Here is a 14,169-nt window from a genome sequence, read left to right on the forward strand (position 1 = left end):
TTTATAAAGTGATTGTAACCATCATTTTGAAACAAGCCGATTTGTTTAACCAGTTTTAACTCACTTAAATTCGCCGGCACTCAAATTGTTATTGCTAACAACATCAGGAAATATAATAGTATCTATTCGCTGCAGGATCTGTTGTGGAGCTGCGCCAGGGATGGGAAGTGTCTGGCGTAGTATATATTAACAAATTAATGATTTGCCAGATAGTATACAACGGTTCTGCCGGGATGATGTGATATTGTGTAGTTTTGAGATACCCCCACGCATTAGGCTGTTAAATCACGATTATTTTCTGAGTAAAATTTTGCCTCTATTGCTAATTCATACAATTTATCCTTGTGGTTGCTCCATAAGTCCTTCCACCAGTACAAATATTTGCGTGGATATTTTAGCTGTTCGTAATGATCGGCGCGCGATAATCCCTCAAGAGCCATCAATTTATACATTACTTTACGGCAATGATCCGTTACAGAGTGTGATTGCGACGTATAGCCGTATTCTATTCCAATTTTCCTGGATGTTTTATCGAGCAGTATTTGGCTAAATAATTCGATATGATAAGTAGACAAGCCCTTTGTTTTTAAATAAGGCTTATTTTTATATCCTTTGGTTTCCATAAACTTCGGGTTTTAACATTAATTATCGCACACATCGTTAGTCCTTTAATGAGCCATTGCGGTAAACAGTACGATAGTTGATACTTGTTAATGGGCGTCCTATGCTGTTATAATAAAAGCCCATTTCATCCATTAAGTCAACATTATATAAGTTCCGTCCGTCAAAAATCATTTTGTACTTTAAAAGATCTCCAATTTTAACAAAGTCAGGATTACGAAAAACGGCCCATTCTGTTAAAATCAGTAATGAATCACACCCTGCCAGCATTGTATAAGGATCATCACCGTAGCTGATCTTTAAATTTGTATAGTTGCTGAAATTATTCATTGCTTCAGGATCAAAAGCTACAACATCGGCCCCTTCTGCTAAAAGCTCCCTTATTATAGTAATAGCCGGCGCTTCTCTGATATCATCTGTTTCCGGTTTAAAAGCTAAACCCCACACAGCAAACTTTTTTCCATGAAGATCATGATTAAAGTGTTTTTTTACCTTTTGTACAAGCACAGATTTTTGCGCGGTATTAACTTCCATTACGGCATTCAAAATCTTAAAGTCGTAGTCATTTTCGTTAGCTGATTTAGACAAAGCCTGCACATCCTTGGGAAAGCAGCTTCCGCCATAACCAATTCCCGAAAAAAGGAAGCGTTTACCAATGCGATCATCTGTACCAATGCCCAACCGTATCATATCAACGTCTGCTCCTACTTTTTCGCAAAGGTTGGCTATTTCATTCATGAAAGTGATTTTTGTAGCCAGGAATGAGTTAGCAGCATACTTTGTTAATTCAGACGAACGCTGATCCATAAATATGATGGGATTCCCCTGCCTTACATAGGGTTGATATAAGCGGCTCATCAAAACTTTAACTTTGTCGCTATCCGTCCCTATAACAATCCGATCGGGCTTCATAAAATCATCAACCGCAACACCTTCCCTCAAAAATTCGGGGTTGGATACTACGTCAACCTTTATATCAGTATTAGCCAGAAACACCTCTTTAACCCAATCGGCTGTTCCAACCGGCACCGTTGATTTGGTTACTATCACCTTATAATCTTTAATTAATTTAGCGATCTCTGCAGAAGCGTTAAGTATAAAAGTTAAGTCGGCTGAGCCATCAGCTCCCGGAGGGGTTGGCAATGCCATAAAGATAATCTCAGCATCGGTTATGGCTTCTTCCAGTTCTGTGGTAAAATGCAGGCGATTCTGAATAATGTTTCTATGAAAAAGCTGCTCCAAACCAGGCTCATAAATAGGTAACTGACCTTCCTGCATCATTTTTACCTTTTGTTTATTAATGTCAACGCAAATAACATTATTCCCTGTTTCTGCTAAACAAGTTCCCGTAACAAGGCCTACATAGCCGGTTCCTACTATTGCAATATTCATAAATGATAATAAGTTAAATTATGTTTGATTAATTATTTGAAAGTATAACTGCTGTTGGGCGTTAAGCCCGAGAAGCTTTTTTACCTTTACTGACTAAAAATTTTTCGTATGCTGTAACGATAGAAAGATAATACCTCAACCTGAATACGGTGATTTTTTGACTTAGGGTCAAATCTTTACCTCTGCTATTTATAAGCTTAATACTTTTAATTGGAGGGCGTAAATCATATATGAATCGCGAAATTAATTTGATAGATTTTCCGTCTTCGCCGCGGGAAAACTTGGCTTGCCCCCCCCCTACACGTTTTGCCTTTTTCAAAAGCTCACCTAAATGATACCGGGCCGGGTGTTTTACAGTAGCATTATCTAAATAGCGTATTAATATCCCGCCTTTTTGTGCTCTTACAGACCATTCATAATCGCCACCCGACATTAGGTTTTCATCAAAAAAACCAACCTTATCGAATGAACTTCTATAGGTAAAAAGGTTTGCTGTAACCGCTGTTGCATCGTTTTTTACATAAAGCTCCTGGTTAAAGGCATATACCTTTTCATACAGTTCAACATTTACGAGTTTAGAGGACCGATAAAACAGCTCGATTTTTCCGGCAATACGGCCAATATTAGGATGGGCAAGCATATATGTGCGGGCATTTTTTATCCAATCTTTATCCGGGATACAATCAGCATCAGTAAAAGCCATAATTTTACCCTTTGAAATTCTGATCCCGGCATTGCGTGACGCGTATGAGCCCGGTTTATTTTCGTCAATTAATATACAATTGTCCGGAAGTTTATAATTTTCAGGAGGCTTTGACCCGGGCATGTTATTTATAACAATAATTTCAAATAACTCCTTTGGATAAGATTGCTTTGACAATGCCTCGAGGCAAAGAGACAAACAATCCCAGTCATTATAGGTAGGTATTATAACTGATATAAAAGCTTTGTTCATAGGATTAATTTGATTGTTTATGATACTAAACTTAAAAGGACGAAGATTTGGATTGCTGGTCAGGCTTTAAATAAGCGCTTTACCTTAGTTTTGAAAACTTTCCTTTTTGAAACGTCCAGGCGATTGTTTTGGAGGTATAAACCCACAAATTCGGGCAAAACATCTAACCAGGTCGTTAATTCGGTGTAGATATAGGTATCAATTAATCGATTTAATTTGGGGGAAAATAAACCCATTTGTGTAAGGTACATCCTGATTGCAATCCGCAGGTTTATTCTGTTTTTAACAATTTCAACTAAGCGGCGTTTATTGCCACTTTTGGATATCGAACTATCTGATTTATATATATTGGTTTGTACCAGGTTGTGGTAAACAAAGGTTGCCCCTATTTTTAGCAAATTGAATAAAAGATTATATTCCTGAGAAGACGTTAAAGAAGTATCCCATCCGCCAACATCCAAAAGGGTTTCCTTTTTCCAGAGAATGGAACTCGTGATTCCTAAATTTGATTCTATTAAACCTTCCCAGGGTTTAGGATTGGCATATTTAATATGCTTTTTAATTTTACCATCTGTTGAATAAATCAAAACATGATTACCAATAACTACATCAGCTGCAGTCAATTCAGCCATTTCATATTGCGATTCCATCTTTAATGGCATCAGTTCATCATCGGCATCTAAAAACTGAATAAATTCTCCTTTAGCTTCAAACAGTCCTTTATTCCTGGCAGCAGGAGCGCCTTTGGTAAATTCACTAAAAACTCTTATTACATTCGGATACCTTTCCTCAAAAGAAAGCAGCTTTACTAAAGTTTGATCTGTTGAATCATTATCGATGAGTATTATTTCATAGTCTTTAATGGTTTGATTTAAAACACTTGATATCGCCCTGCCTATAAATTCCGCGCAATTGTAGCAAGGTATAATTACAGATATTTTCATAGGCTTAGGTATTAGTTGATTTGAGTTGCAGGTTTAAATATTTGGTATATCGCTTTTAGCTCGGTGTTCATTAACCAGTATACCGCTAACGAATAGCTGATGAATAAGGCAATGCCCGCAGTGATGTAATTGACATGGGCTACGGATAAAGCGTAAGCTACAGCATATGAAATAAAAGATGCAATTACCGCCCCCTTAATAGCCATGCACAGGTCAATTACTTTAATCTTTACAGCCGAAATTTGCCGGAAGCTGTATTGGGCTACGATAACAACTACCAGCTTATTAAACAAAATGGCCCAAGCAGCGCCTACAATGCCATATTTTTCAATTCCGAAAGCAAGCGTTGGTAAAAAAACGAGTGCCTTTACTATTTGTAGTTTCATTTCAAGACCTGGCCTTCCAACACCTCTTAAAAGTGCAGTGTTACCACTTACCAGGATATGGAACATAACAGATCCTGCTAATATTTGAAGCGGCACAACCGCTTCCTGCCATTTTAAACCAAATACATTTACAATAAATGGTTGCCCTAAAACAATAAAGAAAACCATAATAGGGAAAATTAAAATGCAATTGAACTGTACTACTTTTAGGTAATAGCTTTTTAAAGCTGTAAAATCATTTTGCTTGCGGCCGTAAACGGGATACATTACATTATTAATAACTGCCATAACTCTGCTGCGAAATGTATCAGTTAAGACAAACGCAAGCGTATAAACACCCAGAACAGAGGCCCCTAAAAGCTTGCCTATCAGCAAATAATCAATATTATTATACATGTAGTTCATTATATTTGAACCGGTTGTATAGGCGCCAAAACCAAAAATATCTTTAAAAGCCTGTTTGCTCCACATAAATTTTGGCAGCCACCTGGTTGCTTTAAAATACAGAGGCATCGCTATTATGACAATTGCAACTGAGTTGAAAACCAAGGCCCAAACGCCGGCCCCTAAAAAAGCAAGTACTAAGGATATTACTCCGGCAACTATATTTGAAATGTTATCGATAAATGCTATTTTCTTAAAATCCATCAGCTTTGTAAGCTGGGCTTTATGAACCAGATTGACCGGACTAAACAAAATTGCTAAACTTAATACAGGGATTATGGTAGTTAACATAGGCTGTTTGTAAAAAACGGCAGCTAAAGGGCCTATGATAAAACTCATAATCAAATACAGTCCTACAGACCAGGTAACCCCTGTCCAAAAAGCTGTATGAAAATGTTCTTCAAATAAATTTTTGTCCTTACGCTGTACTAATGCTGCACCTACTCCCAAATCATTTAGTACCTGAACAAATCCGGTAAAAATTGTTGCCATGCCAATTAAACCAAACTGTTCAGGAAAAAGCAGTTTAGCTAAAACCAGTTTGATGATAAAGGCGAACGATTGATTTACAACCATTTGTACGCAATTCCATAAAATTCCTTGTGCTACGAGCTTTTTATCAGATTTTACTGCAGAATCTGTCATTTATATATGTAATAAGTAGGTTAAGATTTGGTTTTTGAGCTCCGATTCAGGCTGCATATATGTGTGTAGAAGCACAATATTTTAACTACCTGCGGCTAAAGAGCAACCCGCTTTTTATCTGATATTGATTTAGAGGTATCTTTTATAGTTTCATAAATATTTTGATAACCTTCTATGTATTTAATTTCATTGAACCGTTGGGCACTGCTTAAGCAATGTATTTTTTTAAGCTCTATACTTTGCTGGTTATTGACGATATTTTCGATTAATTGTGTCAGGCGGCTTTCCTCCGGCGCATATAGCCAGGTACTGATGTCATCATGCAATTCTGTTAATCCACCGCTATCTGAAATACAAACCGGTACCCCGAATGACAGGGCTTCGATAACCGTGCGGCCAAATGGCTCGGGCCATAATGAGGGCACTATTAAAACATCAATCTGCCTGAAAAAAGCTTCCGGCTTAACAACTCCAACAAACTCAATTTCAACCCCAATGGCCAACGCGTTAAGTTTATTGATAAAATCGTTCTCGCCCCGCCCCGCCAGCATCACTTTAAATTTAGTTTTACTTTGGGGGGCACAAGCGGCCAATTCTTTTACCATGTATTCAACACCTTTATCCGTTGATATCCGGCCCATATAACCGAAGGTTAACTTATCTGAATATGGAAGTTTTACACTTACTTCATTATGATTGGTTTTTACCCCGTTATATACTACAGACCGTGGCTTTTCATTTCCTATAATCGAATTATGCCTGTTCAGTATATATTTACTTATCCCAACGAAGTAATCAGGACACTGCATAAACCCACTTTTTAAACTATGCGTAATTTTGCAATCCTTACACAAACCGTCACAGGAATGATTGTTATTGAACATATTGGTTCGATGACAAATAAGATAATAGTCACGAATAGTATGTACAATTGGAATTTTACTAAACTTGATTACGGCCCATAATGATGGCGAAAAGCCCATTATATTATTTGTATGAATAACATCCGGCTTTATTCGCTTGAGGAATACATTGATAAAAAATAAGTATAGCGGATTAAATGAGTCAACCAAATGCCAAAGGATTTTGGCTGATGCCGACCGGTGTTTGTTTGCTGTATAGCTGGAATAAATATTCCGTTGTTTAACCCTAATTACAACTACTCCGTTAACACGCTTTATTTCAAACTTTTCACCAAAAGTTATTACAAAAATTTCATTCCCCTTCTTAACAAGCCCTTCAGCTAAGAGCTGAACAGAAACTTCCGCGCCGCCTATAAATTTGGGGAAATAAAAGGTGTTAAAAATTAAAATACGCACTGTTTTAATATTAAGCTTCGTTAGCAATCAGGTTCTTTTTATCGTGGGTGCGATATTTTTCGTCGACGAAATCCCGGATTTTTTTAACAAAGCATGTATCGTCAAATTCTTCGGCATGTTTTCGTATAAATTGAGAATCAAAATTTGATAACTCAAAAATATCTATAGCATGTTTCAATGCTTCTACAGTTTGTTTTGGGAAAAATACGGCTGTAGCTTTTGAGGCATCTTCCTGCAATGGTATCATTGTTTCTAATACACCACCTTTGCCGTATGCTATTACTGGTCTTCCGGATGCATTGGCTTCCAAAGGTGTAATACCGTAATCCTCTAATTGTGGAAAGATGAAAGCTTTGCAGTTTGCATACAAATTGGCAAGCTCAATGGCAGACAGCCCGCTAAGAAACACAACATTATCACCAGCTATTTCCTTAAGTTCCTTTTCTCTGGATCCTTTGCCAACAACTATTAACTTTTTGTCGGGCATTAATTTAAAGGTTTCGATAACCAGATCAACTTTTTTATAAAATTCAAACCTGGAAACAACCAGATAGTAGTCACCTATTTTCTCGGAAATATAAAAATTATCGCATTTTACCGAAGGGTTTATTACTTTAATCTCAAGCAAAGGGTTATAAGCTTCTTCAATACGTGGCACAACAGTTCTGGAATTGGTAATAAAATAATCTGTCCTTAGTGCCGATTGTTTATCTATGCTTTTAAGTTTTTCAATAATCAAATAGTATAATTTTCGCTTCCAGAATCCACCATTTGATATGGCCTCGTAAGATTCCGGATTCCATACCAACCTAAACGGCGTATGGCAATACGTAATCACAATTGTGCCCGGGTCTGTTTTGATGTATTTGGCGCAATGCGTTGTTGATTGCAGTATAACATCAAAGCCCTTTAGGTAAAGTTGCTTCATCGCCATAATACCAAAAGGGAAAAAGAAACGCTTTAAGTTCTTTTCACTTTTAATAAATTTCCCAAACCACGTAGTCTTAATATTACACACCTTAAATTCCGGATAGGAGGTTACAGGATTGTAATTAAGTGTGTAAATTGGAGCATCCGGAAACGCATTATGAAAGCTTAAAACAACCTGTTCAGCTCCACCTTTTCGAACAATTTCATCTTGAACTATTGCTATGTTCATAATATTAGTAAATTATTTTAGCTTGAAGTGATCTCATTTCAAATACGGAGGTTTGGATCTTTATTAATGTATTGGCGGGGATGGAATCCATAACTACACAATTCGGTCCTACGATACTATTTTGTCCAATTTTTATTGGGCCAATTATCTTTGCTCCTGCCCCCAAAACACAATTGCACTGAATTATCGGAAAGCCGTCACCAAGGGCGATTATAGCTCCTTGTTTTTTACGGCCAAGTGTAACTCCGTGATAAATAGTTGTATTAGATTTTACAATAGCACCCTGGCCAATTACAATTCCAACGCCATGAATTATTACAATTCCGCCTTCCAGTTCCGCCTTATAATCAATGTCGATAGCATATAATATTTGTATAATACGGGTTAATAGTAATGGAAGAATAGGTATTCCTTTAATAAACAGGTAATGCGAAAACCGGTAATTTATCAGTGCATGTATTCCTCTATTTGCCAATAAGGCCATCAAATTACTTACCTCAAACTCGGTGCGTAAGCGAAAAAGGTCAAGTTTTATATCTTTAATAACGCCCATTACTTAATTTATTGATCAGGTAAACTAATTGGCTACCTGACGTTTTCCAATCGTAATTAAAACTAAACTGATAATTTTTGGTGATCAATAACTTTACTTCCGAATCCGTTTTCTTTAGAAAATTATTTAAAGCTATTTTAAGTGTGGACAGCGAGTGTGGATCGAAATAAATGGCCTTTCTTTGAGCAATTTCAACAAATGCGGGGATGTTTGAAATAATCAAAGGGCAGCCGCTTGCCATAGCCTCAACAACTGGTAATCCAAACCCTTCATAAAAAGATCCATTAATTAACGCCCTGGCTCTTTGGTAATAATCGGCCAACAACAAATCATCGCAGTTGGTAATAAATTTAATATTGCCCGCAGGTTTATAATTTTCATTTTGAAAGGAGCCGGCCGCAGCGCCAATCACAACCAATTTTAAAGAACTATATTCTTTAAGAGAGAATACTTTGATAAGCAATTGGATGTTTTTCCTGGGATCATGAGAGCCCACAAAGAGGAAAAAGTTATCTTTTTGAAAATTAAGTGAATCTATATTGCGGACAACAAATTTTTCGGAAGGGGCGTTATTAATAACCGAGACCTTGGTGGTTGGTACATTTAGATTTTCGCAAATTTCTCTTTTCGAAAATTCGCTTACTGTAATAACGTGTAAAGCTTTTTTTGCTAACCTGGGTATTAAAAATTTATAGTATCGGGAAAAACTATTGGAAAACCACTTTGGATTGAAGTGATACGACATATCATGTATACATATGATGTGGTTTCTTAGCAAAAACGGCCCCGTATTGCAAAAACTTATCAATAATGAATCCTTTTTCCGGGCCACATGCGCTGTTAAATCAATTTGCTCCCATAGCGTTAATCTTTTAAAAAAACCTGTTTTGATAAAAGCATCTTCAGGAAAATCAAGATTAGTTAGATCAGCTATTACAGGAACCAGGATTTTAACCTCCAACTCCGACTTGAGAAGCAGATTGGTTAGCTCATAAGCGTAGCGCTGGACACCTGTTCTGCGTTGCAACAAAAACTTACCGTTGATAAAAATCATGAGGAAGTATAAAATATCAAAGTTTAAGGAGGGGGATTATTTTTGTAAAATCACCTGATTATCAAGTACTTGTATTTAATTATTTATAAGGTTCAAATCGCGGGTTCTTATCGAAATACTGGATTTGAACAATTCTTTTTTATTATCTGCCGATAATACATAGCCTAATCCTAAAAAGATCCAAAGGCTTGGATATGCAAATTCAGGAACGGTAGTCATCAATATGATATATAATAACACTAATCCTATGCGATAGCTTAACTGCACTTGTTCGGGCTTAATTTTAAATGACAGCTTATCATAAAAAAATGAGGTAAATAAAAGAAACCCGATAACCCCATTGTTTACCATTACTGTACTAAAAAAATCCGTCGACCTTACATAGCCAAAACCTATTCCCACAATTTCGTTATAAATATTCAAGTTGGCCCAGTACGTTATGTGTGTTGTAAAGTGTCCCGACCTATCTTTTGAAGATGCTGACGAACCATCAAGTTTACTGGCGAAAACTATTTTATAAATACTATCAAGCTGATGACTGAAAACATCCAACTGCAGGATTATGCAAAATGCGGCCAGCCCCACAAGCCCGTAAAATATTAGATGAAATTCTTGTTTGTAAATCATCCAAAAGGCTGAGAATATTAAAATAGCCAGGTAAGCTGTAGTTGAAAATGTTAACAACAAACATCCTAAAATCAAAACGCTATCAAACTTACGTTTCAAAGCTACTGCCAATACCCAAAAAGGATATGCGGTAAAAACAAACATCGAAGGCTCGCCAGTATAACTCGTCATACGAATTAAACTTATCCCTCCCATATTCATAGTTTGAAACTGGGAGGCCGGTTTGTTTTCGTAACCAAAAGTTCTGTTTACAATAAAATCGCCATTTTGGTGAAATATCATGTAATATAACAGCTCGTAGATACCATAGATACACATTAACCTAACACCCCAGAAAACATATGTTAGCGTTTTTTCATCCGCGAAATACTTTATATACAGGTAAATGGTAAATCCTACTATTAAACTGAGCGTTTGAGTTAAATGTGATATCCGGAAAAATGTTTGTGTGTAGTTTTTAATATTGAGCAGCAAAAGATCATCCGGTAATTTAAGATCAACCCAAAGATTTACCATTTGGGAACATATGCTCAAAACCGTAATTATTGAAAAGAAGATGAAAAGCTCCTTTATGAATTTTTGCTTAGGCAACCCAAGGGGGGTTAAAAATATGATTATACATAATATTCCGGCAAAAAAGGTGATGATTGTAGTGCCTGGGATAGAAGGTATTATTAAAAAAGAAATCACAGGAAAAACCAGCATTAACAAGTTAACATAACGTTTAACAAATTTTAGCCTGGAATCTTTATTTGATTCTGCGGGTTGGATTGCTATGTTCATCTTTTAATTATTAATCATTTACAGCTTAATATCAATGTGAGCTACATTAATAGCTTATCAGTCGTTACCGTAGCCCAGCCCATAGCCATAGCCAAAGTAACCGGCTTTAGCAAAGTCGACATCGTTAATAACCAAGTACATATTTTCGACGTTATCTTTGGAGCGTAACTGGTTTACAAGATTAATTTGCTCGGTATTGGTGTAATTATGCCTGCATATATAAACCGTCATATCCACGTATTTCTCCAGGATTAATGCATCTGAAACCAAGCCGAGCGGTGAACTATCAATTATGATATAGTCGAATTTTTCCTTTAGGATATCCAACATCATTTTTGTTTTCTTATTTAACAGCATTTCGCTTGCATTGGCAACCACTGGGCCTGAAGAGATAAGGAACAGGTTTTCACTTAATTCGGTAGATTTAATAATATCTGCTAAATCCACAGAGCCCTGCAAATAATCAGAGTAGCCCGCGGCTTCACTACTATGATTAAACATCTCTGATAACTTTGGTTTACGAAGATCAAGCTCCATCAACAGTACTTTTTTATCGGCCTTAGCTAAGATGTTTGCGAGATTTGCACTTATAAATGTTTTCCCCTCCCCATTAACACTCGAGGTGACCATTATGATCTTATTATCCTCGGAGTTTAATATATTCTGGATCTTAGTTCTCAACGTTCTGAAACTTTCGGTAACTGCTGATTTAGCTGAATTTTCAATCATCACCCCCTTGGATATATTGCTGTGTCCTATTTTCCCGATAATAGAAACATCTGTGTAATTTTGAATATCCTGTTCTGAATTAATAATTATGTGCTGTTGAGTTTTGTTATTTACATAGGCAAAAGGCACGATGAAACCTAACAAAGCGGAAAGCAAATAAATAACCGGTTTAAGAGGTTTTGCAGGCTCTTTAGAGCTTTTTGCATTATCTATTATATGAGATGTTGGAATATTTGAAGTTTTGGCGAGTGCGGTTTCTTCCCGTTTTTGTAATAAGTAAACGTACAATTGTTGTTTAAGTTCCTGCTGCCTGCCGTAATCATTTAAAGCACGTTGTTTTTGAGGCACACCTTTTAAATTACCCTTCGCCAAATTAGTTTGATCGCCAAGTCTGGCCGTCTTAAGCTCTATCGACTGTCTGTAATATTTTATAGTTTGCAAAAGGTTTTGGCGCGCTATTGCTAATTGTTCATCAATATTGACAACCAACGGGCTGGCATCGGTATATGATAATAATTTTTTCTGCCTCTGCAGAATTAAGGCGTTATAATCATTTAAACCAGAAGTGAACGACGCATCCTGTACTATTAGTGAACCAGGTATGCTTTGTTTGTTTTCAGGGTCTTTTAAAAACTTTTCAAGCTGATAGATAACCGACAACTGAACCTTTTGATTAGTATATTGATTATCATAATCATTTGCGTTGCCAACCAAAACTTTAGATTGCTCATTTATATCTGCAATTCCCTGGTTGGATTTATACTGTTCGTAATTCCCTTCAATACTGGCCAATTCACTTCCAACAATAGCAATACGGTTATTGATAAAGGTAAGCATACTATCAATCTTTGCTTTTTTGGTGGCTATGTTATCTTTCAAATATTGACGCATAATATGATCAACTATAATTTCGCCCCGTTTCGCTACCGGATAATACAGGGTTATATCTACGGCTGTAGTTGTTTTATCAGAAAACTCGGCATCGTAGCTTTTCAGCAAAGTTCCAATGGCTTCATCTTCGGATGTTACTTGTACAGAATAAGTTGCCTGGGAAAAAGATGCACCTGCCCTTGGCTGCAGCATTAAATCAAATTGCTGCAACTTTAATGGCTTGCCAAATGTTCCGTTTACATCCAGATTTTCGTCAGCGTTGGAGATATGAAAAGTATTTCTGTTGATTACGTTAATTTCATACGCTCTCTTCTTTATAGTATCAACCTTTTGATTAACTGTGGCTGCGTCAAAAGGCGATTCATCATAAATCTCTTTGGCTAATAATCCTGATCCTGAAAATAGCTTTACGTTGAGATGCAGGGTTTTAACCGTTTCTTCTATCAGATTGCGGGTTCGTAACACATCTCCTTCATTTTTTAAATTTTCATTGCTGTTTATGGTGGATATACCACCGCCAAAAGCTGAAGACGGTGCCGCCTGAGTAGGTTGAGCTTCTACCACAAGTGCACTACTGATTAGATATTGCGGCGGCGCTATCTTTAAGTATGCATAGCCCAATGCTACAAATACAATCATGCTGAGCAGAAATAATTTCCAGTGATTTAAAAGCATTATTTTAAAACTTTTAAACCCATTCTTTTTTTGGGGCTCTAATTCAATTGTCATGTTTGTGCTATTATAGGTGAGGTAAAAATTAAACTGTTAATTAAAGACTATAACGATGTAGTAAAACAATGGCAGTAAGAACGGTGGCAGCTACAGTGATATATTTTAGCACTGTATTCTCAGTATTAGCATCTTGCCTGCCCCTGCGCGGCTCTACATAAACCACGTCGTTTTGTTTAAGATAAAAATATGGAGAGTTAATAATGTCCTTTTTTGTCATATCAACAGTAACCACAAAGTTTTTACCTTCGGTATTTTTCCTCATGATGAGTACGTTGTTTCTTTTTCCGTATATGGTCATATCACCCGCATAGCCAATGGCATCAAGTACTGTTACCCTTTCATTAGGCAGAAAGTAAGAGGCCGGGTGGTTAACTTCGCCAAGAACGGTAACTTTAAAATTTGAAAACCGTACATCAACAATCGGATCCTTAAAATATTTTTTTGCAGCCGTTCTAACTGCTTCTTTGGCTACCGAAGTGGTCAATCCAGATAAATGAACCTTGCCCAGAATCGGAATTTCAACCAATCCATCTTTGTCAACTAAATACCCTGCTCCAACACCGATAGATCCTGTTGCGCTGTTTATACCTGCAGTTAGATTAACACCATTGCGCGCATTAATAATTTGACCCGCATCTGCCTCTGTTGTATTAACATTAATTGACAATATGTCATCGGCCTGAATTACGGGTTCTGTAAATTGCGACTGACCGATTTCTTTCAGCTGGGTATTCTCAGGCAAATCTTGAAAGTACTTTAACTTTTTTGATGTGGTGCAAGAGTTTAATACCATTAGGCATACTATAAACGAAAGATATACCCACGTTTTAGCGTTTGATTTTGTGCTCATAATTATTAAGAGTTGTTTGTTTGAGTGTGTAGTATTCTTCAGTTAACTGAACAGGGAAATCAAATGACCAGGAGGGTTTGAAAGT

General features: G+C 36.7%; 12 protein-coding genes. All 12 read right to left on the bottom strand.

Features of this window, described 5'->3' with window-relative positions; all coding sequences use genetic code 11:
* Window positions 1–272: 272 nt before the first annotated feature.
* The 12 genes from AC1D0K_RS01245 to AC1D0K_RS01300 all read right to left on the bottom strand — a co-directional run bounded on the left by AC1D0K_RS01245 (window position 273) and on the right by AC1D0K_RS01300 (window position 14,084).
* Entirely contained in the window at window positions 273–623 is a 351-nt protein-coding gene (locus AC1D0K_RS01245) for a hypothetical protein (protein WP_477397871.1), read from the bottom strand.
* A gap of 37 nt (window positions 624–660) precedes the next feature.
* Complete coding sequence (locus tag AC1D0K_RS01250) at window positions 661–2,013, bottom strand: UDP-glucose dehydrogenase family protein (RefSeq protein ID WP_477462977.1); 1,353 nt, start codon at window positions 2,011–2,013, stop codon at window positions 661–663.
* Between the two features lie 61 nt (window positions 2,014–2,074).
* Window positions 2,075–2,968 carry a glycosyltransferase family 2 protein gene (locus AC1D0K_RS01255; protein WP_477462978.1) on the bottom strand — a complete coding sequence of 298 codons (894 nt, stop codon included), beginning with the start codon at window positions 2,966–2,968 and terminating at the stop codon, window positions 2,075–2,077.
* Between the two features lie 59 nt (window positions 2,969–3,027).
* Complete coding sequence (locus AC1D0K_RS01260) at window positions 3,028–3,912, bottom strand: glycosyltransferase family 2 protein (protein ID WP_477398047.1); 885 nt, start codon at window positions 3,910–3,912, stop codon at window positions 3,028–3,030.
* Between the two features lie 11 nt (window positions 3,913–3,923).
* Window positions 3,924–5,387 carry a lipopolysaccharide biosynthesis protein gene (locus AC1D0K_RS01265; RefSeq protein WP_295718827.1) on the bottom strand — a complete coding sequence of 488 codons (1,464 nt, stop codon included), beginning with the start codon at window positions 5,385–5,387 and terminating at the stop codon, window positions 3,924–3,926.
* Window positions 5,388–5,482: 95 nt separating this feature from the next.
* Window positions 5,483–6,706 (bottom strand): glycosyltransferase family 4 protein, encoded by a 1,224-nt coding sequence (locus AC1D0K_RS01270; RefSeq protein ID WP_477398045.1) that lies wholly within the window; start codon window positions 6,704–6,706, stop codon window positions 5,483–5,485.
* Between the two features lie 10 nt (window positions 6,707–6,716).
* Entirely contained in the window at window positions 6,717–7,865 is a 1,149-nt protein-coding gene (locus AC1D0K_RS01275; RefSeq protein ID WP_477398043.1) for a glycosyltransferase, read from the bottom strand.
* Between the two features lie 4 nt (window positions 7,866–7,869).
* Complete coding sequence (locus tag AC1D0K_RS01280; protein WP_477398041.1) at window positions 7,870–8,418, bottom strand: serine O-acetyltransferase; 549 nt, start codon at window positions 8,416–8,418, stop codon at window positions 7,870–7,872.
* Window positions 8,405–9,472, bottom strand: a complete 1,068-nt coding sequence (locus AC1D0K_RS01285; protein ID WP_477398039.1) for a glycosyltransferase family 4 protein — start codon at window positions 9,470–9,472, stop codon at window positions 8,405–8,407. Before AC1D0K_RS01285 ends, AC1D0K_RS01280 begins: the two co-directional genes overlap by 14 nt.
* A gap of 75 nt (window positions 9,473–9,547) precedes the next feature.
* Window positions 9,548–10,882, bottom strand: a complete 1,335-nt coding sequence (locus AC1D0K_RS01290) for a hypothetical protein (RefSeq protein WP_477398037.1) — start codon at window positions 10,880–10,882, stop codon at window positions 9,548–9,550.
* A 57-nt stretch (window positions 10,883–10,939) separates the two neighbouring features.
* Entirely contained in the window at window positions 10,940–13,231 is a 2,292-nt protein-coding gene (locus AC1D0K_RS01295) for a GumC family protein (RefSeq protein WP_477398035.1), read from the bottom strand.
* A 40-nt stretch (window positions 13,232–13,271) separates the two neighbouring features.
* The gene (locus AC1D0K_RS01300) at window positions 13,272–14,084 is read right to left on the bottom strand and encodes a polysaccharide biosynthesis/export family protein (RefSeq protein WP_477398033.1); all 813 of its coding nucleotides are present in this window, start codon (window positions 14,082–14,084) and stop codon (window positions 13,272–13,274) included.
* Window positions 14,085–14,169 lie beyond the last annotated feature (85 nt).

This window comes from Mucilaginibacter sp. P1_A3 (genome assembly GCF_056406855.1).